The organism is Veillonella sp. CHU732 (assembly GCF_003992085.1).
Taxonomy (GTDB): domain Bacteria; phylum Bacillota; class Negativicutes; order Veillonellales; family Veillonellaceae; genus F0422.
Genome location: NZ_RQVC01000008.1, coordinates 1 through 24925, shown reverse-complemented (window position 1 = coordinate 24925; position 24925 = coordinate 1). Strand labels below are relative to the sequence as shown.

Below are 24925 nucleotides of genomic sequence, written 5' to 3'. Positions count from 1 at the left end.
AATTAGCCCATTTTTATATGGATATCTAAAGCTATAATTAATTTGAAAGGACATGAATAAATGGACTTATATCTTTTAGATAAAAAAAGCTTTTCATATTTAAAAGCATTCTATCTACAAAATTTGTCTCCACAACAATTACTCGATAATACTGGGCTCTCATTCTCTAATATAGAACTCGAATTAGATTACTTATTAAAGCTAAACTTTATTACCCGTGCTGATGGTTTTCATTGCGATCTTGAAGGCATTCATCCTAAAAACATTTATGAAATAACCCCTGCAGGAAGATCATACTATGAAGCCATATTAGAGCAACGAAAGCTTGATAAAAAATCTAGTTTGCGCGCTAATGTAGCACTAGTTGTTTCTATTATTTCAATTCTTGTTACATTGTTAAAATGATTCATCTTCTTATTAACACAAACAATATTAATATTGCTAAATACTGAATGTATAGTTAATATCAAATTGGGCGATGTATTCCAAAACTAACTTTTTAGGCTCTATAATAAATGTTGGAGCTACTCATATAAGAGTAGCCACCAACATTCTTTTTTTTTGCAATAAAATAGACATATACACACTCCAACCGTATCGTTAAAAGCAACCAAACCATTAAGAAAGGATGAGTCATATATGTCTAACATCAATTATACAGAAATTATCTTTAAAATTAAAGAGAAACATATTACATTTACGAAAGCAAATGAGGATGGTTCCATTCATGTCACTCTTGAGATGCCAATCGCTGAGCATGTATGTTCACATTGTGGAGCAAGTACTAAATAGTCTAAGGGTAAACATCCTAGAGATGTTAAGTTTGGTGCTACATAACATCACCTAGTGACTGCTACTTACAAAGACGTTACAAGTGCCAGGAATGTAATCATACTTTCATAGAAAAGAATCCTATGTTTGCCGCTATTTACGACTTAGTAAAACTAATATGGAGATTGCGTCATTTTGATCGTTTCAGAGTTCGTATACATCTATTAAGCAAAAAGAATAGCACTAGCTATTTAGATAGCTAGCACTAAAAACTCCTTATATGAGAAGCCCCCACATTTGACAAAGAGCCTTCTTTTACACTTTAGGTATAATTTTTAATTAAATCAACCATACGTTATACCTTCATTTTTCGTATAAAACCACTCAATCGTAAATCCATCGATTATATTAACTTCGAAAGGTTTACTTTTTCTATAACAAATATTGTTTTTTACTAAATAGGCCTCAACATAATGTCTCCCTACATAACTAGTTGTTTCTGTTCTTATCCTTTTCCCTTGTTCAATCTTAGAGTCATAAAAGTCTCCTCTTAGGCAATTTGCATTTTTTGCTTCAGTACCAGTATTCGTTATTTGCCAATATATATCAAAATCTTTTATATTGAGTGTGGGGGCAATCACTTCAAATCTAAGCTCTCCTTTTTTATTCAAAGCTTCACCACTTTTTATCTTTTTACCTCTAAACCCTGGCCAACTATAATATGTTTTTATCTCCACATCAGATTCATTGGCACTTAATAATTTCCACTTAGGTCTCTGATGATGGTTTAACGAGTCTAAGGATATCCCAATTTCATTAGTACTCTTACGCAGACTTCTCTGCATATAATACAAGCTCTCATTTAATGTCACTTCTTTATTATCAACACTAAAATCAGCTTTAAGTTGATCATACCATTTCAAAAATCCTTCAAAATACGTTTTCTCTTTATCCCATTTTAATGAGAGTTTTTCTTTTCTATTAACTGGATTATAAATACATGGTATTTCTTCTTCATATTCAATTCCATCCAAAAGAGTCTTAATTACATTCAATAATAATGATGTAAAATCATCACTAATAGTTGTGCACTTATAATACACCTTTGCAGCTAGGGTAGTAATTATAACCGAAGATGGTTTATGTTCCATATCATCTTCAAACATAACTTCTGCATGTCGCTTTAGCAACTGCACAATTCGTTGTAATTCAGTTTTTACTTTATAGTCTGGAATTTCTTCTACCTTTGCATCAATTTGCTTAGCATATGATTCTTTTAAAACTTTAAAATTACTTTGATTTTTAAACCAATCAGAATATCCTTTGGGATTGCTAATCTCCCAGTTATCTGTTATATCATCATAATTATCACGCCTTTTATCTGAAATTGCAATATTTCCATCATCACTATCATTCCATGGAACAGCTGGTAATATATCTATATGAAAATTTGATTCATCTACATAATGTAGTGTCCAGCACCTGTTACTCTCTTTTGGCAAACTTTGCATCCTATTCCTTATGCAATACTCTTCAACAACTTTCCCAATTTCGTCTTTTAGTTGCCTTTGAGTCTGGTCAATTCTTCTTTTTTCAGTCAAATTACAAACAATATCTATATCGTACGCCCCTTCTTCAGTAAGCGGTTTAATTGCTGTTCCTAATTTAATTGAACCTTGTAGGTAAATATCTGGGCCATATTCTGCTAAATCAGATTCTTTTATATAGTTTGCAATTGCTTTATACCGATTCGATACTTTTTCATAATAAGATTCAGAAACATCAATTTCATTAATCAGCTCTTCTATCTCCTTTGAGATTTTAAAATTTTCCACTTTCTCTTCTCCTTTTTTTCTTAAATAATATACCTCGAATGACTTCCTATTTTAAATGATTTTCCTTCAATATCAATACATTCTTTTTCGATAGCCGCTCTATCTACAAGCTTAATCACACTATCATCCCCTTGCGCATATTGGCGTATCATCTCAACGTATTCATCTATTAACTGAATTTCATAAATATCAAATAATAAAATTTCATCGATTCTAAAGTGTATAGAATACTCCATTTTTGGTTGTATTTGCTTTAAAAACTCTATCTTCATACTTGTTACTGCTTCTATAGGCAATATCTCTGGTCTTATAATTTCTTCATAAAATTCTCTATATGCTGCTACTTCCCTATTTTTTCTGCTATCAAACCAATTTAAAACTTTACTAACATTTTTTCCTTTAACTAAAAATCTTAGATCTTCATTTTCATAAAATCCCTCTTTATCTTCAAATGTAATATTCAACTTTCTCTCAATACTAATAAACGAGCTGTAGACCTTATATACACCACCAACAGGTTGCAATTGTTCTATTTTACTCCCTTTTATTAAAAGATACTTATCATCTATTTTTATTTTATATAGATAAGCAATACTAAACCTAATATCTTTATCGTATTTTAGTACTGATTTTATAATCAGCCAAATTCTTCTATAATTATCATAAAATCTACCGCAAAAAAAAGAAATTACGTTACTAATTAAATTTATAACTATACTTTCTAACACTTAAATTTCCACCCTTTCATTATTACTGCTTAACTTCTTTTAGAACTTTATAGTCTACTATCTTATTTTTTACGAACAATATCCTCCTAATCATTCTTCTGCCTTCAACCATACTTCATAATAAAATACCAGGCTATAGCCATGGCACAATCCTATCAGATATATAAATTTTATTTTAATAGTATATGAAAGTTCCTACTCCAGTATCATTGTACTTGTATTTATATAGAATATTCACCTGCGCTTCATTGCCGTTCCAATACGCACTTCTTTAGAAGTATGTCCCCATTTTATCTAGCACTCCCATCTCCTAATACATATTTTAGAAGTGTTCGATTTATTACAAGTTTTGCTAAGTTTTTACCATTATAATTTAGAATATGCTTCTAATCTTGCTTCAATAGAAGACATAAGCCTTATTCCCACTATTTTCTCTCATATCTCCCAAAAGAATACTATATATCGGATTTTATTAATTATATTTTACCATATATTGTATTTAATACAAAATTCTGAAAATAAAAACAGAGCGATTTCTCGCTCTGCCACTACTTTTATTTAGTACTAAAATATGAACCCTTATCTTCGCTATATTTAATTATTATTTCTTGAATATATCTAACTAAACTCATATCCACACTTATATATTAACTTATCCTGACAAAAATAATATATAAAAGATCTATAACCTATAATTTTTAGCACTTTATTATAAGTACCTCTATTTATTTTACTAATCTTTTTTATACAACATTAACAATCGATTTAATTCAGCACCAATACTTTTATAATCGAATGTATCTCTTGCATAACTTATCGCTTTTTCTACTTCCGATTTTAGATGAGCCTCATCTTTCATATATTCTACCATTGCCTTGGCAAAGCCACTAGATGTATAGTCATCCACTACCTTACCAATGGTTTCATTATTTGTTGTATCTCTTACAAAAGCACTATACCGGCTAATAATGGGTATACAGCCAAAATACATGCCTTCTAACGTTGCTATACATGTACTTTCCGTTCTACTAGGCATACAAATAATTTTCGACTTTTTTAATAGGTTAGATAATTCATTCCTATCTGTGATATTTCCTAGCTGAACTATGTTAGGTGCAAGCATTGGATTATCTTCTAAAAATTTTGCGATATACTGCGAAAACTCCGTTGTTTGTGGTCCTACAAAGTAAAATTTCCATTGGCTACGTAAATTATCAGGAATTTCTAATATACTATCCAAAAGTAACTCAGTATTTTTTTCATAAATGCCAAGTCTACCAACAGTAATCACAATATTTTCTTTTTGTTCTATATTTACTGTGGCATCATCGATTCCTAATGTAGATACACCATTTGGTAGATAATGTAATCTACCTTTAAACATAGAGGTGTCTTTTAAAGTATTATAATACTCTTTTGTTTCTACAGTAAAAAAATCAATCCATCTACTTTTAAACGCTTCAAAACGACTGCGCCAGAAGAAGAAGTCTCGGTTGGGAGCAAAATGCTCATAGCCCCCCTTCCCCATATCTAATTTAACATATACAACGATTTTAGGATTAATTTGTTTACATAGGTTTGCTAATTTGTATGTCGTATTGCCATAATTAAAAAATATAACCGCATCATAACTTATAATATGATCTTTTATATATTTTTTTATATCTAAAACCTGTTGTTTAAATTCTAAGCTCTCTGAAATTTTGGTAACGCACACCGATTTCAAAAATTGAGGATTCCACTCTGCTTCATACTCACTATTATTACATCCACAATAATTAGCTGTGTAATTAAAAGATTTATTCAATTCATACAATAACATACCCGCATCTTTATAGGCAATGACAGAATCGTATGATGGACCTGATAAAATTTCTAGTATTCTCATATTTCACTCTACTATAAATAATACGCATCTACAAAAGCAACAGGATCTTCAAATAATTTGTAGGAAGATCGTATTTTCTCATCTTCCCATTCCCACCATTTCATGATAAGCAATTTTTGAATTATTTCTTCTGGGAAACGATATCTAATAATTTTATTAGCTCCCACTACAATCGCATATGGTGGCACATCTTTAGTTATTATACTACCAGCACCAATAACAGCTCCATCACCAATTGTAAGATTGTTTAAAATTGTGCAGCGTGCACCAATCCAAACATCATTACCAATCACTGTACTTTTCTTAATAGGTAATTCATTCGGATATTCTAATTCCGATTGCCATGTAGTAACATAGTCTATTTTATGCCCATTCGGAACTACTAATTGATCAACCGCAATAGAACAATATGCACCAATAGACTTAATTATATCATCCCTTATATATTTATATCCCCAAGTAAATTTCCCAACGGGAATTCCTGAATATTTTTCTGTATAATATCTCGCTAAATTATCTTTAAATCCATATTTTTTTAATGATAATTTATAGATATATTCTGGATAAATTCTGCTACCCTTGATTCTATAAACCATTTCTGCCAAATAAGCATCCATTTTAGAAATATCATATTTCTCAATTAGTTTATTATCCATCATTTTCTCCAGTTATTAATCGATATTCTCCCAAAGATTTTCCTTCATCATAGCATCTTTGAATTTCTGTGATAACTTTTTTTACAGATATTTGTTTCATACATGTTGGATTCTCACACCAACCAGGTCCTTTAAATAAATAGTCACAAGGTGAACATTCTATTTCAGCATGTATGCTAGCAAATATGCGTTGTGGCATCCCTCTCCAATCAGGTTGCGACCCATATAGTCCAATTACCGGTGTATCAACAGCATTTGCTACATGAATTGGGAAACTGCACCCATTAACAACCATATCTGCTAATCGTATAACTTCTCCTATTTCAAGGAGATTTGTCTTTCCTCTTAAATCAACCACATTACTAGGGAATTCTATGTCATTATATTTTTTTGATGGAACACCAATAATAACCACACTTTTTTCTAGTTCTTCTAACTCCCTAAATAGGTCCAACCAGTATTCAATAGGCCAATCTTTCGCATGTCCGCCTGTCTCTAGGCTGCAAACTATAAAATCATCATATAGTCTATTCTTTAATAATTCATTTACGTTTTTCTTTTCTAATTCACTTCCTTCAGGATAGAACAAATGGTCCCAGTCTGGTATCTGTGTAATATCTATTTGCAGTATATCTTTCACAAAATCAGCATATACCACTGGTTCATACGCATAGTCCATCCAAGACTTTGGTGAAATAAGATCCGTTAAAAAAAACTTCCTTTTATGAGGAAACCCTATTCTCTTTTTTACTCTTGCTAACCAATAAATTATAGAGATACGATATAGCGTATCCATTAGATATACAATATCAGCTCTCCATATTTTTTTTATAATATTCCAAGAACTTTTATAGCTTTTATCAAATCCTAGATATTCGTCTACAAATGGACATCCCTCCATTAGGGCTCTAGCATTTTCTTCCCCTACTACTATTAGCTTAGTTTCTGGCAAGAGCGTTTTTATTCCTCTCAATATAGGGGTAAGCATCACCATATCCCCTAAACCACCAAATCGACTCATTACAACTTTTTTGTACATATTATTACCTTAGCAATTCCTATTTTATATTAATGTTATTTAATAACTGTTCCCACTCATCCCATATTCTATCCGGTGCATACACTTTCATACTTGTATTGGCATTTACCCCATATTCTACACGTAATGCCTGATTCCCCATTAATTTCTTTAATCCTCTAGCCAATCCATCGACACCAGCTTCACACAGTATTCCATTATATCCATCAATGATTAGTTCATTAACAGCGCTACAAGATGCAAAGCCCACTGCAGGTAAGCCCTTACTCATTGCTTCTCCTAATGATAGTCCAAACCCTTCATAAGCACTTGGAAAGGCAAAAATATCACAACTTACTAATGCCTCTTCTACATCATTTGTTGATCCCGCAAAATAAATACGATCTTGCAAACCATGCGTTGAGATCATTAACTCCATTTGTTTAAAAAAAGCTTCTCCTTCTTTTGCGCCCCATAAAACTAACTCCCAGTTTTGAAACTCGTCTGCTAATTTACAAAATGCTTCTATTAACAAGTGTGGTTGTTTGTGATTTTTTGATAATCTTGCTAAAAAACCAATTCTATAGATTTCTTTTGTTCTAGTTAAATCTACTTGTTCCTTGTATTGTGGAATTGCATTACCAATCACAGTCACCTTAGCATTCGGCAAATGATGTAACAGATGTTCTTTAAAGGATGGTAAAAGAACTTGATTCATTGCACATTTCTCTACAGCTGGTATTTCTGCTTTTGGATAAAAGTAAAAATAATCTTCTGGATCACCATGACTCATTGTGACAACTGGTATGGAGATATTTAAATCCATAACCAACAGTTTTGTTGCTGCTGGTTGAAAACTAACAATTACGTCAGGTTGAGTATCTTCTAATACTTTTTTTAATGGTGTCAATAAATATGTTTCTGCAAATTCATTATTAATGGTTCTCGCTTTTTGCTTATTAAAAATTCGATACCATTCACGTTTTAACCGTAATATAAAGGGATAGGTCACCCTTTTTCTATCCATATTCCGCAAATCATATTGTAAGATATCTCTATTTATTGGATAGTAAAATTCTCCAGATTGTTCATCACTATATACTAATACAACCTCATGGCCCCGTTGGTACATTTCATTGGCAAATGCACAAGTTACCTTGGCTAGTCCACCACTATCGTCAACCATTTTTGTAAAATTAGCCAACAAAATTTTCATATTACATCCCTCTCAAAACTCCTTGAATTAGCGCCTCATGACTATATGCTTTGTTAGCCTCTTCCAATGCCACTTTAGTTTGTACTTTTTTTGTACTTAACAAATCTACTAATTCTTGCATAGCATGAATAATATCCGTTTCTTCCAACGATTTTATCACACATCCAATAGGGAATTGCTCTAATACCTCTGGATTTAATTCTGGTGATACTAGTACTGGTTTGTTATATCCAATGGCTGTAAATAGCATGGCTCCCCAATGGTATCTATATCTCTCAGCTGCATATGGCATTGCAATGGCATCCACAGATAACAGTGCATCTTCCCAATCTTTTCCAATCAAGTTTTCATGACGGAATACGATATTAGGAATATCTTTGTACTTTTCTATAAGTGAGCTAAATAATGCGGTATCCTCAGGTTTTGCCGTTGCACCTTGTACTACCAATTCAACAGGTACTGAAAAGTTTGCATGCATAAAAGCTTGTATGAATGGCTCTAGATTTTTTTCTCTACGGAATTGTCCAAAAAAGCCAATTCGCAGTGGTCCCTCATTCCTTTCTAGAGACACAGTAGTATCAAATACTGGCTTAAACACAGGTGGAGCCACTAATTGAACATTAGTTAAACCACTATTAGCAAAATCATTTCGCAATGTAATGACGTGTAAATGAATATTCTTATACGACTGTACTCGTCTAGCTTGTTTTTCAAACTTAGGTTGTTCCTTAGGGTTGATACCATGAAATATGATATGTACAGGAACTGGCGAGTTTTTTAATTCACTTCTCAGCAAAGATTTAATATAGCGATATGTCGCTGTAGGAATTATTATGGCGTCACAAGCATCTTGTTTTGCTAATTCATAAGCACTGTTAAACCATGCTACACGTCGTTTCTCACGTTGTAAGGATCGCCATAGTTTTTGATACCAAGTTGCTCCTGCATACGTGACTACTTCGCCACCTTGCAACTCATAAACAGGCACTCCATAATCAACCTTAAAGGGGAATTTTTCCGGCACAAAAAATATAGGTTCATGCCCTTGTTGTTTCATTTCATTCACAAGGATTCTATCAAACTCTACTTCATGACCTGCTGGCATGATAATGCTTTCTAATATGGCAACTCGCATGGGAACTCCTTACCGTAATTTTATAACGCTTTAATTACAACTTACCATTGGATTTATATAAATAATACAACTTCACATATTTTGTCATGGTGTAAAAGTAATGATTCACAGACAAGACCCATCCCATTTTCCCATCTAAAATACCACCTTGTAAAAGATACATTTTAATAAATGCCCAGAATGGCCGAAACACAATATCTTTCAAAAAGGAGACAGATTTATTAGCCTTTTTATATTTTTCTGCTGATAAGGTTGTATATTTGTTTAATTTATTAAAATATTGCTCCCAATTATCGTAGGTGTAATGGTACATAGGTGCTGTTAATTCTTTCTTATCATAAGGTGTAAAAATCGTAGGATGAACATATCCTTCTACATAGGAACCTTCTTTGGGCATCAAACGGCATACATAATCTGGACGTAGTACTCCATGAGTGGCTACATTATGATGAAAGCGATTATGTCGTTGTATCCAGTATGTTAAATCCTCTCCTTGTACAGCTAAATTAATCTCTTTGCATAGCTCTGAACTGCATCGTTCATCCGCATCAATAAAAAATATCCAATGACTGCTAGCTTGCTTTATAGCAAACGTTTGTTGAGTTCCCCAATCGCCATTCATTGAACGATGCACAACTTTTGCACCTAATGACTCTGCAATGGATACTGTATTATCTTCACTACCATCATCGATAACAATCACTTCATCAGCAAAAGGTTGACAACTTTCTATACAATCCTTAATATTCTGTTCTTCATTTCTTGTTAAAATTAGCACACTAACTGTATTCATAAACTTCCTCTTATGTATCGACATATGACAAAGACTATCACCTTTCGTGATAGTCTTTTATTCATCTTTTATTGTATCAAGTTTACGCCTTGTATTCAACAACAGGTTATACATGATGTCGAACAATGGCTCCTGTTACTTCCATATATGCCTGTTGTAAAGCTACTACATTTGTTAAATTGTAATCATATACTTGTGTTCCATCTAAGGTCTCTACACTTTGATCTTTAAAAAGTCCAATATGACTATTACTGAGCCAATGATATGGAGTTACAATAAATTTTTGTGGTTCAAACAAAGATGGGAATAAACTTACATATTCATACTCTTTAGGTGCTATTAACTCCATAATAGTTGGCAAAATATTCATGTGCGTTCCTATTCTTACACCATTTAATAGGCTTTTATCAAAGTCTTTATGGGATAGATAAAATGCTGTACTTATATCTTCGCGTAATCGATGAACCCTACCTTTATCTTGACATGGCATAGGTAACCTTCTCGTATGGTCACCCGTTACTATAACTAGACTATCTTCGTAGGTTTCTTGAACATAACGCACAAACTGACTTAAATAACAATCACAATACGCATAAGTACCAATATCTTCAGCATATTTGTATAAATAGTCTGGCAGTTTTTTTAACAATTCTTCTTTTTCAAATCCATACTTTTCAATTGGAATCGTGTACGGTCCATGATTTGAGGTAGTATAGATAAAATGAAATTCATAGTTACCTGTATTGTTTTCATCTAACTTTTGTTGTATCCCCTCTAAAAACAAATGGTCATAGACTCCCAACCACGTATGTGGTGTATCACTAGATGTAATATCAAACCCAGAATAAACATTATAAAATCCATTTCCTTTAGCAAATAAACCTAAGCTAGACCAGGATAGGGAGCCACCATACCACAGCGAACATGTATACCCTAACTCTGAAATCTGTTTTCCCAATGATGTTGGTAGTTGATGATTCCAAAAATATGCTTTTTCATTCAATTCTAAATTTACATCGTAAATACCATTTAACATAGAGCTAATAGAAGGCTGAGATATTAGTCCTCCTGCCAAAAAATTATCGATATGAATTGTAGTACTTTGTTCACGAATACGTCGCCCTGCATTAGCAATTGGTATATCTTTATATACATCATCAAATGCGAACTGACTATAACTTTCTTCTACGATTAAAAATATCTTTTTAGGCTTTTTAATTCTTGGTCCAGTCGTTTTTCTACGCAAAGAATTCCAAATCGCACCTACTAAATCATGTTCAACCTTAATCATAGGCTTTAAAATTTGAATAGACTCCGCATCACTATGTGCTAATATTTCTTGCGGTTTTGTCCGAATAGCTAATTCAAAAGCAATTAAATCATCGATACAAGCTTTCGCAAAAAACATATCTCGCTTAACTACTTCAGGCACTGTGTCCCATTCAGGTTTATTACGATGCTTAAATGTACCACCGTAACGAAACCAATAATATACGATTACTGTGGCTATTACTGTTACCGTATTAACTATATAGTACATAGTTTTCGAATAAACTGTCGGCACTGCAAGAGTTCCTACTTCTAACACCCAATTAAGGAAGTAGTACATTCCTATTGTATAGATTGGCAAGGATAGCAAAATCCACCATCCATGATTTTGGTTAAAGAAAATATCTAACAAATTTCTTTTATCTGCATTTCTTCCTAATCGCAAATTTGAATTATATGTATCCTTGTAATGATAATAGAAAATTAATTTTCCTAAAAAAGCTATATATACTACAAGGAAATATAAAGTTCCCAAAATCACTCTAATAGAATCACCATGAACGTAAATAGATTCAAGCCCCAGTGAAGGCAATGTGACTAGCAAAAATAAAAATAGTAGCACATAGGCATTAAAGTCCATACCCCACCAAAACCCATAGTTAAAGCATGTATGCCATTTTTGTTCTTGACCTTTATACGTTCGATTCGGTGCAAAATGGTAGATAAATAAAAATCTAAAGATAGCACATAGTATGGGACTTAGCAGAAAAATTTTTATATCTTGTTGTAAGCCTTGTAAAATTGAAAGTTCCATAATTCACCATAATATCTTAAAAAAAGTAATGTATAACTACCGACAATAAAGGTTCTGGCATATATTCTTCCCTATTACCTAGGTCTATACTATCTAATATCCGGTGAAATTCTATCACGAATATAGATTTATTTGAACAGCCGTTTCCTATACCATTCCACAAGCTCTTTTAAAGTCTCTTCTATGGTATATTCTGGTTTCCATCCCAATGATTCTAGCTTACTGCTATCTATGGCATATCGCAAATCATGGCCCAATCGGTCTGGCACATAAGTAATAAGTTCATGAGGTTTTCCTAATACATTTAACATTAGTTTCACCAGGTCAATATTGGAAATTTCTTCACGAGCCCCTATATTATACACTTCTCCTACTTTACCTTTTTGTAGGATATAATCAATGGCCCTACAATGATCCACAACATGAATCCAATCTCGTACATTCAATCCATCGCCATAGACTGGCAATGGTTTCCCTTGTAGCGCCTTTTGTATCATAAGAGGAATTAATTTTTCCGGATACTGATGAGTTCCATAATTATTAGAACATCTAGATATTGTTACTGGCAATCCATAGGTTTTATAATAACTCAATACTAATAGGTCTGAAGACGCCTTTGAAGCTGCATAGGGACTAGTAGGTTTTAATGGGCTTTGTTCCGTAAATGGACTCCCACCTTGTAGAGGCAATGCACCATATACCTCATCGGTAGATACGTGATGAAAATGCTCTATTCCATAGCGCAAACAAGCATCAAGCAAAACGCCTGTACCGATGACATTTGTCTCTAAAAACACTTGTGGCCCTACAATACTTCGATCTACATGGGTCTCCGCTGCAAAATGTACTAATATATCTGGTTTATGGGTAGCAAACAAAGTGTCTACAAAGTCAGCATCTCGAATGTTCCCTTCTACCATAGTAAACCGTGAACGATTTAAGAAATCTGCTATATTGTTCTTATTCCCTGCATAGGTTAAGGTATCTAAACAGATAAAAAAATCATCTGGATAGGCCTTCATCATATATCGTAAGAAATGGCTACCTATAAAGCCACAACCGCCTGTAACTAGGATTTTCATATACTCTCCTATACAAAAGAAACCCGCTACATAAGTAGCGGGCAAGCTGGCATGCTCTAAGACGATACCATTTTACTACTTATTTTATAGCACAAGCATATTACTATTATCAATGCAATTAAGATATTCAAGAGTTTATTTTATCCAAATTATTCTTAATATAAATTAATAAATCAATTGCATTATTTATAATTTTTTCAAATACTTCTATTTTTGATATTTCTCCTATTTGAAAAATTTTAGCAATTTTATTATAATTTTTACCTTTTTTATGAGCAGCACTTGAGGACCTTAATTCTTGTAAGTTCCTCAAAAATTTTATTTTATCTTCATAGTCTGTCAGTTTGTACTGACTAAATAGTGCCTTTAATTTTGAAATACTACCAGATAATTTTTCGGTTTCTGATGATAGCAATAATTCAACGCCTCTTTCATTCACCGAATCTATAATCAATTTTACGAGAGCTAATATTTGTTGATCAAATTCAGCTTGCGATTCCAAGAATGGAATTCTAAGTGTTTTAAGTATATATTTATCATCGTTATGCAGTTTTAGAAATAATGGATAACCAAATTTTTCTTTAAATATTTGATTTAACTTTTTATATTCATTTTGAAAAATAAAAATAGGAGATTCCGATGAACCAAACCTACTTAAAAAATCCAAACTGAACTTTAATTCGCTAATTTTTCCATCAATCGTAATATTGTAATTTTTCCAGTGCATCTGCTCTTTTCTCGAAAGATTCCTTCCTAAATCACCAAGATAAGCTGAAACGTATTCATTGCTTTCGTTGTCAATATATATCGACCATAATGTTCCACAGCATAATAACCCTGATTCAATAGAATACTTATCAGGATCATCATAATATTTTTTTAATACCTCTCGTTTAAAAAATACTAGCGTAAGATAATTCGGTGATTCATTATGCTCTTCAAAACAGTTTGACAGCATTGAAGGATCAGATGTACAGAATATTTCATTTCCATCTTCGTCAACACCAATAGCGTAGTCTTCATACTCCTTACTTTCAGTATACGGCCAATATTCACATTCTTGAATAGGACAGCCATTAATTGCTGTTTTTGCATAAAGTATTGAGAACGGATTACCGCAGTTCTCGTAAAATGATAGCGTGTATATTTTATTATCCATCACTTCAGTATTAGAATCTTTAGGCAAACTTTGATCAACCTTAGTTGTAAAATATCTGCTATCACAATGAACAAGCATAACCATACCTTTCACAGAAAGATATCTCTTTAAATATTTTCTGTCTACAGTTACAAGGCCCTCTTCTATTCTTATTACAGTTTTTTCTTTTATCAAATCAACATATTCATTTTTTGCTCTATCAAAAAATAAGTTATTAAGCAATCTAAACTCTTCAACAATTTCAAGTTCATCTTGTTTCTCAAGACCATGATAATTCCTTTCTATAACAAAAGGCTCCATATTAACTTGATTATTGAATCTCGAATAAATAGCTTCATCATCTCGAAATCCAATTTGATTAAAACCTGGAGAGATACCCTCCCAATTATTTGTATCAACTGTCTCTAATTCCCTGTTAGCAGACTCTAACGCAAACAATCTACATTGAAAATATGCATCGGTACCATATTTTTTTGTTCGACCATGAATTGGAATCATTACATTTCCATTGTTTGGAAATTTTTTGATAAAGTCCATCATTTCACTTTGATAAATTGAATTATCCATTAAATCACCTCTTTCATTTATTATTTTATATTATATAATTGTCGAATTGACTGCTCAATATATCCTTCAACAATCTCCGTAGATTCTTTTAATTTTCTCTATAGTAGAGTCTTATCAATAAGCTTTAATGTATATTTCCACATTAATGTAGCTGAAAGTCTTCCACTAAGTGCAAATTCTACAAAGTCATTATCGTCTGTTGTACAAAAAATAATGCAGACACGCCAAAGATATATGCCTCCTACTCCATCGTATTCCCTCTCACGATCCGCCACACGCTTATTGTCCTCAATGCCTTAATATACTTCGCATATTCTTCTGGCATAGCTTGACCTTGTTCATGGATACCACTAGCATCTACATACAAGCGATGGTTAAAGCCCATTTTTGGTTGTGTAAATAGACTTGGCATTAAGCTCATATATGTATCACCCTTACGACCTACTAGCTCTGCCAATGTAGGATTAATTTGTAAAGCACTACCGAAACTACTTTCACTTAGCCAACTAGGGTTGATACCTTGTCCATAGACAATGAATGGTATCGCCGAGAAGGTTGGAATATCTACTTGAGTGGCAAAGCTAAAGCGTTCAGAGTGGTCACCTGTAATCAAGGTTACCATCGTAGGATCTATCGCTTCTACCTCACGAATCATGTTACCCATTGTCATATCTGCATACCAGAAATGGCCGATTTCGTTCACCGTTTTGTCATCCTTTTTGATAGAGTCATCGCCTTTGCCAATTACTTTGGACGCATCAAAACCAGCTTTTGCTAGATCTACCGAATACGGTGGATGATTCGAGGATGTCATGATAAAATGGAATACTTTTTCGCCTGGTTGCTCGTTTTTCACATAGTTTGTAATGGCTTGGAATAAATCTCCGTCTGGAGCGCCCCAAGCATTGCCTCCTTCATAAGGGAAACTGGTCGCACCATGGAACTCGTCAAACCCTTGTGCTAGAGCAAATCTTTCCACATCTTGCCAAGTTCCAAATCCACCATACCAAAACACTGTTTTATAGCCAAAATGTTTCAACATTTGCGCAATACCAGTACCATATTTCGCTTTATAGGACTGCCCTTCATAATTTGGATATAAACCCGCATCGGCTAAGCCTGTAACAAATCCATTGATAGCTGGCATAGTGCCTGTGCCATGGGCTAGCATATATTTCGTGTGCATCGCTTTTGGTGAATTTTGAATCGCCTTGCCCTCTTGCACAATGTAAGTCCCTAATTCTTCATAGTTTGGCAAGAACGGCCACAAGCCGTAACTTTCACCTAGTACAAAGATAACATTATTCGGCTGTGTAGGTAATTTTTCTTCTGTAATAGTCCGTGTAAATGCTTCATCAATGGTGTTTGCTTGCGGATTACCTCCCACAGATTGGATGATCTCTTTCAGCTCAGCACCAGTAATGGTAATTCTCTTCGCTTGTTTAGATCGTTCATAAATAGTGGACACTCGTTTTAAGGCTTGTCCATCATCTAGAATTGCTTCATTTAGTAGATTAGACTTCGTCCGTGCTGCATTTTCCCAATGGATTGATCCATTATAGGTAAAAGCACCACCAAATCGCAATCCAATACCTACGGCAACTACTAATAAGATAGACCCTATAACCGTAGCAATTTGTTTGCCCTTACCATGTATCTGTACGCTCCAAGTGCGGTTAGTGTAAACTTTCATAAACATATAAACCATCACTGCACAGAACACAACGGCTAAAGGTAACCTCCAAAGTAATCCATATTCAGAAATTCCCGTTTGTAAGGTCGCCCCAATATCGTCATGAGCACCGTTGATAATCATGGCATTAAAGGACGCATGGAAGATCGTAAAGTAAGGAATCCGTAAACAAAATAAAAACGTAAATAAGGCAGTGCTAATTCCGTATATCCAACGACGAATCGCCCAAGGTGAATACCATTTCCAACTCCCCCATATACCAGGTAATGTAGAAAATACAAACGTAAGCAGTACGATAGCCCCCGCTGTTTTTAAACTAATCCGAAATCCTAACCATAAAGCCTCAAGAATATCCCCGGCACCCACTTCGCCTAGTTGATCTTGAAAGAGCCCAATAAAGGCAATCCGAAACACCATGAATAGTGCGGAGAACCAAAGTAATCCTTTTACATCTAACTGTAGTCCACGTATCCAGTTAGATAGCTTTGTATGTCCCATGAGTCTACTCCCCTTATTACAAATTGTATCGATATCTATTGTGACAGAATATCGTCATCGTTCGACTATTATTACTTTCCATTATACTCCAAATTACCGTAACAATCAAAAAATCGCATACCATGACGTATCATGATATGCGATAATTTATATTCTCTTATGCGGTTCTGAAAGCTCCATGTTTCACAACTGGCTTACCTTCTCCTGTTTCACGTTGACGCAAGGTGCGACGCTCTGCACTGCGAATGACTTGAGACAAGTGTTTCACAAATAATTCTTGGATATATGGATTTTCTCCTAACCCTTCGTTCCAGATTGATACGCCATAGCCTTGTTGTCCTAACAAGGTAGCGATGGAGTCTGAACGTTCACCACCTAAGTAATCCATCAAGTGAGCTGATCCAATCAACGCCAATGGCACCACCAATACTTCTTGATGGTCCAATCGTTCCAACAACGTCAAAGCTTGTTTGAAATTAGGGAATCCATTGGCAGTAAATACCACCACATTTTGCCCGGCGCCGTACAAGCATTTTAACTGTAACGCACTGTATTCTAATTGGTTTTGTCCATTTGCCATTAATAACACAGTTTTATTTAAAGCACGAATATTAATATGTTTGATGATGGCTTCTATCGTATCGGAGTAATCGTCAGCATAGTTCTTCACGCCTAAGGAGTTCAACAATGGTTTACCCACCGTAGCACGCAAGCCACGATCATGAGCTTCTTTCATCACTTCTTTACGCATTTGTACATAACATTGGTCCCACACTAAGGCAAATGGTTGTACAAAGATATCTGTTACACCTGCATTCGCCAAGCTTTCAATGGCACCAATTAATGTATAGACTTGCGCATCATATTTTTCGTTCCATTTATCTACCAATGCGTCCGATAAAAACACACGACGCACTTCCACGCCAGGATACATTTCCATAATCCGTCGTTCCATAGCCCCTACTGATGCTTCCACCGCATCTCCGTAGATAGAACCGAATGTTGCTAACACAATACCACGTTGATTCATATATGCCTCCATATTAATTCCTTGTTTGTTGGGTTACATAAACACACTTCTTAATACTTATGATACGTCACGTTTTGCATTATGTCAATGATAATTTTTCTCATTTTTGAAAGTTATATCAATGAATATACACCTTAGAAATATACATGAATCCATGCCCAAATATTCCTCTATTCTTGCACTGTGTCACTAATTAGATAGCTAGCTCTAAAAGCTTTTTATATAAATAGCCCCCACATTTGAAAAAGAGCAAAAAAAGATTTGAGAAAAGATCTTATGACCATTCTCAAATCTTAACATCACTAAACCTTTAACCAGGAATAACTCCTACCATTCTATGGTTGTGAAATAATCCGTGGCGCTGCTACCTTGAACACTTCACGCAACAAGGGTAAGAATCGACCTTCAATCAATGTTCGATTTCGTTCACTTTTTGTAATCAACCATAAAGCCGTCCCATTGTATTTGATAGAAATTAAACTATTGATATATTGATCAAAATCAGATTGCCCCATTTTTTCACGTAATTCCAATAATAAAGAATGTAATGGCTCTCCTTGATACTCTGGGCGTTCCAATACTGGCGTAAACACCACTTCATAAACAGAATCGCTATATTGATTCGGACCTGCAGAACTTTGAAAATCCATGATAACCTCCTATGCAGTATATTGTAATATACCTTTTATATACAATCATTCAGATTCCTATGACTACTTATATACTAGTCATGCGATGTGTCTACGCGCCTTAAAGCGTCGTACATACTCACGCATAAGTCGTGTATCTAATTCTCTATACAATCGTACCACGCCACGACGTATAGTTTTATTATAGATAGCCGTCAAAATCCACACGAGGATGAAAGCCCCTAGTATATCTCCAGGGTAATGGTTACCTACAAAGACACGAGAAAAACCTACTAAGATAGATCCGTAGACCATCCAAGTACCCCATTTCCAACGATAGAATAAAATCCCACAAGCGATGGCCATTGTACCTACTGCATGGTCACTTGGAAAGCTAGCATCTGCAGCATGGTTCAATATTAAAATAGTTTCAGGATGCTCCACAAACGGCCGACTTTCATAAAACATAGATCCTAAGATAAAACTACCGATTAAACACAATACCAATAGCACACCGGTAGCGAAACTTTCAGCACGCAGCTTGAAACTGTTTACACGGAATCCTTTTACAAATAGCCCTGCTAAGACGAGCATATATACATAAGGTACAAGCTTAGAAATCGTTATCATCAGCGCGTCGATGATAACACTACGATTAGCCATACTATTGATCAGCAAAAACAGCCAGTCATTCATTATAACACCTTCCATTTCCTAACAAAGAGATAGATTATGTATTATTATATCACGTTTTCTTATCATCATGTAAAGAATATATGGTGCCTGGCTCTCATGATAAAATAACATTGCCTTCATACCCTCGTTATAAAGTTCATATCACACACCTGATTAGAAACAAAGATTAATACACACACTCTCTCTACATAGATAGACAAAAAGAACCCCTAGAGGAGTTCTTTTTCTGGTATAAATTAGAATTGGTAGTTCAGATCTAGACGGTACAATTCTGGTTTATTTACGTTATCCTGTGTTTTACTCTTGAAGCTAGCATATGCTGACAAACCAAGGTTCTTAGTCAATGTATAATCTACAGTCGCTAACCATCCTTTTGAATTAGCGTGAGCAGGCACAAAATTATAGTAATATGTAGGAACATCATATGTTGTATGTTTTACAAATGTTTCCTTCTTAAAGTTAAAGTATTGCACCTTCACGTCCCAAGTTTTAGATTGTAGGATATCAGCTTTTCCATAACCACCTCCTACAATCCATGATTCTCCATCAGCACCTTGTCGTTCTTTTCTAGCATATTCACCACCAAGCCAAATTTTGTTATCGCTACCCAAGTAAACATCTAAAGAACCACCAAAAATATCTGTCAACTTTTTAGTCTTATCATTATTAGACTTCGAACTGTGTCGATCAATATAAAATCCTTTTAAGTTTACGGATTGATTTGGACGATATCCAACTTCATAAATGGATACAGCTTTTTTACCATTACTATTAATATATCCGAAGGAAAGATTAGTATTTAACTTCTCATCACCAATACGAAGCTTAACTCCCGAAAAAGAATCATCATATGTTAAGCCATTACCGACAATATAGTCCTTGTGACCTACTGTAGCTAGCACATGTTTACCAAATTGATGTTGTACATACACTTCATCAACACTTGTTCCTGAATGACCTTCTTCATCAAATCTTGTATCACCCGTAGAAAGACGTACTGCTGCCTTGGTTTTCTCATCAATTGTAGCTTCAAATTTTAAACGAGCCCTATAATAAAATGAAGATTTACCATTAAGCGTCTCTGTTCCGTGCTCTCCAGGATACACATTATCATATCTTAACCGTGCATCTCCACTAAATTTAAAGTTCCCCACTTTATCTTCTAATCGATTCACTCGCACGCCAAATGCTTGTAATTCGTTAGCAAATTCATTTGCCAAACGTTGGATAGTTGCTCTTTGCTCAGCTGTTACTTCATCTTGATGCGCATCGGCTCTGGCGATCATTTGCGCCATTTCATAACGAGTGATGTTACGTTGACCTTTGAACGTGCCATCTGGATAACCTTCGATAACCCCTTCTGCTGCCAATCGTTCTACAGCTTGATATGCCCAATCTTGTGCTGTTACATCAGAAAATGGATGTGCTGCCAAGGCAGATGTTACACCCAACACCGCTGTTGCTGCTAATACTGCTAACTGTTTTCTCATAATAAATACCCTTTATAAAAACAAATAATACCCTTGTCCATTCATATAGAAGATCCGATACTGTTATGTAGTACTTTCCATTGAGCATCCCCGCATTCTCATCGAGTAGCAAGTAGCTCTACATGCATCCCCTTACTATATCTGTTAGACTTGCTTTAATAGTATCATAGGTATATATTAAATGCAATTTATATAGACATATATACACATTTTGTGAATATACGATTTATTCTGAAAGCAAATCATCATATGCTAATCCCTAGTATGTATCTACACCGATAGAATAGGTCTTACCCTGACTGATCTCTACTATCCATATAAAACAGCTGCATGCACTAGATTCCACAACATAACCATTATTAGCCTTTATGATGTTTATTATATAGTATGTTATACCCTGAATAATAAATTTATATTCTAGGCGCTCATAAGTATATTTTATACTATCAAGTATGCAAAAAAGAACTCCCGAAGGAGTTCTTTTTTATATGTGTAACTAGCAAATTAGAATTTGTAGTTAAGTTCTGCACGGTAAGATTCTGGTTTTGCTTCGTCAGCTTGATCTTTAGTGTCGATTGTTGCGTAAGCAGAAAGACCTACGTTTTTAGCTACAGTGTAGTCCACAGTTGCTAATACACCTTTGCGGTCAGCATTAACAAAGTTCCAAGTTGTACCGTATAATGGAGCTTGGTCTTTTACATCAAAGTATTGAGCTTTCACACCCCAAGTGCCAGCTTTAGCCATACTAGCTTCGCCGTAACCTACACCAGCAATCCATGCTTCGCCGTCAGCACCTTTTTGTTCTGCACGAACATATTCACCGCCAACCCAAACTTTATCAGTTAGATTAACGTCTACAGCTGCACCATGGAAGTCTTCTGCTGGAGTGATAGTTTTTTCATTTTTATGGAAATCTACAAAGTAACCTTTTACAGCCACTTTTTCAGTTGGCATGAAGTTCACTTGGTATGTATTTACTTCATGGTTTTGTTTAGGAGTTGCAGCTGTTACGAAAGCAGACTTTGCAGGACCTGCTAAAAGATAACCATAACCAACTGTTGCATTTAATTTATCTTTACCTACAGTTGCTACTGCACCTTCAAAAGTATCATCATATGCAAGACCACTACCTACTATTAAGTTTTGACGACCAGCTGTTACTGTTGCATATTTACCGAAGTTATGTTGAACATATACGCGGTCAACTTCTGTTTTTGGTCGAGCAGCCGTACCAAATTGTTTTTCACCTATTAAACGAATAACTGCTTTAGTGTTGTCGTTTACAGTGGCTTCGAATTTCACACGACCACGGTAGTCAAATGTAGAATGACGACCATCATTTTCTTTTGCTTTGTAACGAAGACGAGCATCACCAGTGAATTTGAAGTTACCTACTTTGTTTTCTAATGTAGCAACACGAACACCTAAGTTATTCAATTCAGCGGAGAATTCGTTAGCTAAACGGTTGATGATGGCATTTTGTTCTGCGTCAACACGGTCTTGACGAACCATAGCTTTTGCTACCATTTGAGCCATTTCGTAACGAGTGATGTTGTTTTGGCCTTGGAAAGTGCCATCAGGATAGCCATTCACTACGCCTTGGGAAGCCAATTGAGCTACTGCTTGGTATGCCCAATCTTGTGGAGTTACATCGGAGAATGGGTTTGCTGCGAACGCAGAAGTCACACCCAATACTGCTGTGGCAGCCAATACTGCTAAATGTTTTTTCATGATAATTACCTCTCATTGAAAAATAATAATATAAACATATCTCCTACATTCAGTTAGATTGCTTATATCCTCATATTACTTTTCCATGGAGTGTCCACGTTTCCTCACATTGTAGTAATACAATTCTATAACTAATCCACACTATATGTATTCGATATGTTCATATCATATCACAGCAACTATATAAATGCAATCTTTTTCACATTTTTTATCGTTATGTGTATTTATAGTCTCTCCCTATATAGGTATCCAAACTAGTATGGACGAGACTTTATTAATTCTAGAGGATGTTTCTTTTTGTGGGGAGTCTACTATCATATAATATAGTTAATAGCCTATACAGCGACAGATACAGGTATATCAGGCTTGTTGTAGATACTAGGCAAAATCATCAGCAACCTAGCTCTAAATCGACCGAAATGACGAACACCATAGCTATTCCGTTTCAATACTTTAGTTTTGTTAACTCATCAATAGCTAGTGCTGCCGGTAAATACTCTGGTATCCCAAAGTGAAAGGTCTTGGTAAACATGCGGATAACAGTGGTAGTGGATACATCTAGATCTTTAGCAATATCTGTATAAGTATGAGTGACTCTAGGCAACTTAATATAATAGATAACAGCGTTGCTTTCCTCATCAAATACGACATCATGAATAAAATTTGCTTTGATATTTGTAAAAAAATCAGTTTAATCTAATGTAGGCATATGCTTCAGTCATTTCTTATTGGTGTGGTTACTTATATTGTAAAGTAAACTGAATGATATGCCTACTTTTTTGCATAAAAAATATACCTCGGGGGGATGACTTTTGCTGTCCCCCAGAGATATTATAGAGCCATAAAATGTTGACGACTACTCTTGTATGAGTAGCTCCAACATTTATTATAAAGCAAAAAAGAACCCCCGAAGGAGTTCTTTTTATATGTTTAACTGTCAAATTAGAATTTGTAGTTAAGTTCTGCACGGTAAGTTTCTGCTTTAGCTTTGTTATCTTGACCTTTAGTATCAATTGTTGCATAACCATTAAGGCCTACGTTTTTAGCTACAGTGTAGTTTACTGTTGCTAATACACCTTTTTGATCTTTATCAATTAAATTCCAAGTAGTAGATACTACAGGAGCATCTTTCTTGATATCGAAGTATTGAGCTTTCACACCCCAAGTACCAGCTTGTTTAATGTTAGCTTTACCATAGCCTAAGCCTGCAGTCCAACCTTCACCATTAGCACCTAAAGTTTCAGTTTTAACATATTCACCGCCAACCCAAACTTTTTTGCCAAGAGTAAGGTCAAGGGACGCACCATATGCATTATCTACACCATCTTCATGTACATCAGCATAGAAACCTTTTACCGCTACTTTTTCAGTTGGCATAGTATTTAATTGGTAAATAGCTATTTGTGCATTTTCATTACGTTCGCCTTCAAATTTTAATGTTTGGTATTTACCTGCTTGTAAGTAACCATATGCAACAGATGCATTTAATTTGTCTTTACCAACGTTAGCTACAACACCTTCAAACACATCATCATATGCAAGCCCTGCACCAACTGTTAAGTCTTGACGACCAGCTGTTACAGTTGCATATTTGCCGAAGTTATGTTGTACATATACACGGTCGAGAGCTGTAGTAGGATTACCTGCTGCACCAAATTCTTTATTATTAGTAGCTAAACGAACAACTGCTTTAGTATTGTCGTTTACAGTTGCTTCGAATTTTACACGACCACGGTATTGGAATTTAGAATCACGTGCATCATTAGAACCAGTGTAACGAAGACGAGCATCACCAGTGAATTTGAAGTTGCCCACTTTGTTTTCCAATGTAGCTACACGAACGCCTAAGTTGTTCAACTCAGCGGAGAATTCGTTAGCTAAACGATTGATGATTGCATTTTGTTCAGCGTCAACACGATCTTGACGAACTAATGCTTTAGCAACCATTTGTGCCATTTCATAACGAGTGATGTTGTTTTGGCCTTGGAAAGTGCCATCTGGGTAGCCGTTAACTACGCCTTGAGCTGCCAATTGAGCTACTGCTTGGTATGCCCAATCTTGTGGAGTTACATCGGAGAATGGGTTTGCTGCGAATGCAGAAGTTACGCCCAATACTGCTGTTGCAGCTAATACTGCTAAATGTTTTTTCAGGCTCTTTGTCAAATGTGGGGGCTACTCATGTAAAAGCTTTTAGCGCTAGCTATGGAAATAGCTAGCGCTATTCTTT

At 34.8% G+C, this 24925-nt stretch carries 20 protein-coding genes; 2 read left to right on the top strand and 18 right to left on the bottom strand.

Annotated features, from left to right (window positions below; genetic code table 11):
- Positions 1 to 60 precede the first annotated feature (60 nt).
- Positions 61 to 405, top strand: coding sequence for a hypothetical protein (locus EO121_RS04745; RefSeq protein WP_127166426.1), 345 nt, complete (start codon positions 61 to 63; stop codon positions 403 to 405).
- Between the two features lie 234 nt (positions 406 to 639).
- On the top strand, positions 640 to 792 hold the full coding sequence (locus EO121_RS08640) for a hypothetical protein (protein ID WP_164725867.1): 153 nt from the start codon (positions 640 to 642) through the stop codon (positions 790 to 792).
- A 323-nt stretch (positions 793 to 1115) separates the two neighbouring features.
- Here the strand turns inward: EO121_RS08640 and EO121_RS04740 are convergent, their stop codons facing one another.
- The 18 genes from EO121_RS04740 to EO121_RS04655 all read right to left on the bottom strand — a co-directional run bounded on the left by EO121_RS04740 (position 1116) and on the right by EO121_RS04655 (position 24849).
- Positions 1116 to 2606 carry a nucleotidyltransferase gene (locus tag EO121_RS04740; RefSeq protein WP_127166424.1) on the bottom strand — a complete coding sequence of 497 codons (1491 nt, stop codon included), beginning with the start codon at positions 2604 to 2606 and terminating at the stop codon, positions 1116 to 1118.
- A 20-nt stretch (positions 2607 to 2626) separates the two neighbouring features.
- Positions 2627 to 3334 carry a hypothetical protein gene (locus EO121_RS04735; protein ID WP_127166422.1) on the bottom strand — a complete coding sequence of 236 codons (708 nt, stop codon included), beginning with the start codon at positions 3332 to 3334 and terminating at the stop codon, positions 2627 to 2629.
- 733 nt (positions 3335 to 4067) lie between these two features.
- A complete protein-coding gene (locus tag EO121_RS04730) occupies positions 4068 to 5222 on the bottom strand; it encodes a glycosyltransferase family 4 protein (RefSeq protein ID WP_127166420.1) in 1155 nt (384 codons plus the stop codon).
- A gap of 11 nt (positions 5223 to 5233) precedes the next feature.
- Positions 5234 to 5878 (bottom strand): CatB-related O-acetyltransferase, encoded by a 645-nt coding sequence (locus EO121_RS04725; RefSeq protein ID WP_127166418.1) that lies wholly within the window; start codon positions 5876 to 5878, stop codon positions 5234 to 5236.
- Positions 5871 to 6899: a glycosyltransferase family 9 protein gene (locus tag EO121_RS04720; protein WP_164725866.1), complete on the bottom strand. Its 1029-nt coding sequence runs from the start codon at positions 6897 to 6899 to the stop codon at positions 5871 to 5873. The genes EO121_RS04725 and EO121_RS04720 overlap by 8 nt, the downstream gene beginning before the upstream one ends.
- Positions 6900 to 6936: 37 nt before the next feature.
- Positions 6937 to 8112 (bottom strand): glycosyltransferase, encoded by a 1176-nt coding sequence (locus tag EO121_RS04715; protein WP_127166414.1) that lies wholly within the window; start codon positions 8110 to 8112, stop codon positions 6937 to 6939.
- A 1-nt stretch (position 8113) separates the two neighbouring features.
- Positions 8114 to 9247: a glycosyltransferase gene (locus tag EO121_RS04710; protein WP_127166412.1), complete on the bottom strand. Its 1134-nt coding sequence runs from the start codon at positions 9245 to 9247 to the stop codon at positions 8114 to 8116.
- Between the two features lie 34 nt (positions 9248 to 9281).
- Positions 9282 to 10040: a glycosyltransferase family 2 protein gene (locus EO121_RS04705; RefSeq protein WP_127166410.1), complete on the bottom strand. Its 759-nt coding sequence runs from the start codon at positions 10038 to 10040 to the stop codon at positions 9282 to 9284.
- Positions 10041 to 10146: 106 nt separating this feature from the next.
- Positions 10147 to 12123 (bottom strand): LTA synthase family protein, encoded by a 1977-nt coding sequence (locus EO121_RS04700; RefSeq protein WP_127166408.1) that lies wholly within the window; start codon positions 12121 to 12123, stop codon positions 10147 to 10149.
- Between the two features lie 128 nt (positions 12124 to 12251).
- Positions 12252 to 13205, bottom strand: a complete 954-nt coding sequence (gene rfbB, locus EO121_RS04695) for a dTDP-glucose 4,6-dehydratase (protein ID WP_127166406.1) — start codon at positions 13203 to 13205, stop codon at positions 12252 to 12254.
- Between the two features lie 127 nt (positions 13206 to 13332).
- Positions 13333 to 14931: a hypothetical protein gene (locus EO121_RS04690; protein WP_127166404.1), complete on the bottom strand. Its 1599-nt coding sequence runs from the start codon at positions 14929 to 14931 to the stop codon at positions 13333 to 13335.
- 241 nt (positions 14932 to 15172) lie between these two features.
- The gene (locus EO121_RS04685) at positions 15173 to 17122 is read right to left on the bottom strand and encodes an LTA synthase family protein (RefSeq protein ID WP_164725865.1); all 1950 of its coding nucleotides are present in this window, start codon (positions 17120 to 17122) and stop codon (positions 15173 to 15175) included.
- 157 nt (positions 17123 to 17279) lie between these two features.
- On the bottom strand, positions 17280 to 18152 hold the full coding sequence (locus EO121_RS04680) for a sirohydrochlorin cobaltochelatase (RefSeq protein WP_240629388.1): 873 nt from the start codon (positions 18150 to 18152) through the stop codon (positions 17280 to 17282).
- 335 nt (positions 18153 to 18487) lie between these two features.
- Positions 18488 to 18802, bottom strand: coding sequence for a hypothetical protein (locus EO121_RS04675; protein WP_127161313.1), 315 nt, complete (start codon positions 18800 to 18802; stop codon positions 18488 to 18490).
- Positions 18803 to 18880: 78 nt separating this feature from the next.
- The gene (locus tag EO121_RS04670; RefSeq protein WP_164725864.1) at positions 18881 to 19444 is read right to left on the bottom strand and encodes a phosphatase PAP2 family protein; all 564 of its coding nucleotides are present in this window, start codon (positions 19442 to 19444) and stop codon (positions 18881 to 18883) included.
- Positions 19445 to 19713: 269 nt separating this feature from the next.
- Positions 19714 to 20967, bottom strand: a complete 1254-nt coding sequence (locus EO121_RS04665; RefSeq protein ID WP_127166398.1) for an S-layer homology domain-containing protein — start codon at positions 20965 to 20967, stop codon at positions 19714 to 19716.
- A 504-nt stretch (positions 20968 to 21471) separates the two neighbouring features.
- Positions 21472 to 22698 carry an S-layer homology domain-containing protein gene (locus EO121_RS04660; RefSeq protein ID WP_127166396.1) on the bottom strand — a complete coding sequence of 409 codons (1227 nt, stop codon included), beginning with the start codon at positions 22696 to 22698 and terminating at the stop codon, positions 21472 to 21474.
- A 942-nt stretch (positions 22699 to 23640) separates the two neighbouring features.
- Positions 23641 to 24849, bottom strand: a complete 1209-nt coding sequence (locus EO121_RS04655; RefSeq protein ID WP_127166520.1) for an S-layer homology domain-containing protein — start codon at positions 24847 to 24849, stop codon at positions 23641 to 23643.
- Positions 24850 to 24925 lie beyond the last annotated feature (76 nt).

Bases quoted from the DNA above. Each gene is read 5' to 3' on its own strand.
- EO121_RS04745 (WP_127166426.1), top strand. From the start codon at position 61: ATGGACTTATATCTTTTAGATAAAAAAAGCTTTTCATATTTAAAAGCA.
- EO121_RS08640 (WP_164725867.1), top strand. From the start codon at position 640: ATGTCTAACATCAATTATACAGAAATTATCTTTAAAATTAAAGAGAAA.
- EO121_RS04730 (WP_127166420.1), bottom strand. From the start codon at position 5,222: ATGAGAATACTAGAAATTTTATCAGGTCCATCATACGATTCTGTCATT.
- EO121_RS04725 (WP_127166418.1), bottom strand. From the start codon at position 5,878: ATGGATAATAAACTAATTGAGAAATATGATATTTCTAAAATGGATGCT.
- EO121_RS04720 (WP_164725866.1), bottom strand. From the start codon at position 6,899: ATGAGTCGATTTGGTGGTTTAGGGGATATGGTGATGCTTACCCCTATA.
- EO121_RS04715 (WP_127166414.1), bottom strand. From the start codon at position 8,112: ATGAAAATTTTGTTGGCTAATTTTACAAAAATGGTTGACGATAGTGGT.
- EO121_RS04710 (WP_127166412.1), bottom strand. From the start codon at position 9,247: ATGCGAGTTGCCATATTAGAAAGCATTATCATGCCAGCAGGTCATGAA.
- EO121_RS04705 (WP_127166410.1), bottom strand. From the start codon at position 10,040: ATGAATACAGTTAGTGTGCTAATTTTAACAAGAAATGAAGAACAGAAT.
- EO121_RS04700 (WP_127166408.1), bottom strand. From the start codon at position 12,123: ATGGAACTTTCAATTTTACAAGGCTTACAACAAGATATAAAAATTTTT.
- rfbB (WP_127166406.1), bottom strand. From the start codon at position 13,205: ATGAAAATCCTAGTTACAGGCGGTTGTGGCTTTATAGGTAGCCATTTC.
- EO121_RS04690 (WP_127166404.1), bottom strand. From the start codon at position 14,931: ATGGATAATTCAATTTATCAAAGTGAAATGATGGACTTTATCAAAAAA.
- EO121_RS04685 (WP_164725865.1), bottom strand. From the start codon at position 17,122: ATGGGACATACAAAGCTATCTAACTGGATACGTGGACTACAGTTAGAT.
- EO121_RS04680 (WP_240629388.1), bottom strand. From the start codon at position 18,152: ATGAATCAACGTGGTATTGTGTTAGCAACATTCGGTTCTATCTACGGA.
- EO121_RS04675 (WP_127161313.1), bottom strand. From the start codon at position 18,802: ATGGATTTTCAAAGTTCTGCAGGTCCGAATCAATATAGCGATTCTGTT.
- EO121_RS04670 (WP_164725864.1), bottom strand. From the start codon at position 19,444: ATGGCTAATCGTAGTGTTATCATCGACGCGCTGATGATAACGATTTCT.
- EO121_RS04665 (WP_127166398.1), bottom strand. From the start codon at position 20,967: ATGAGAAAACAGTTAGCAGTATTAGCAGCAACAGCGGTGTTGGGTGTA.
- EO121_RS04660 (WP_127166396.1), bottom strand. From the start codon at position 22,698: ATGAAAAAACATTTAGCAGTATTGGCTGCCACAGCAGTATTGGGTGTG.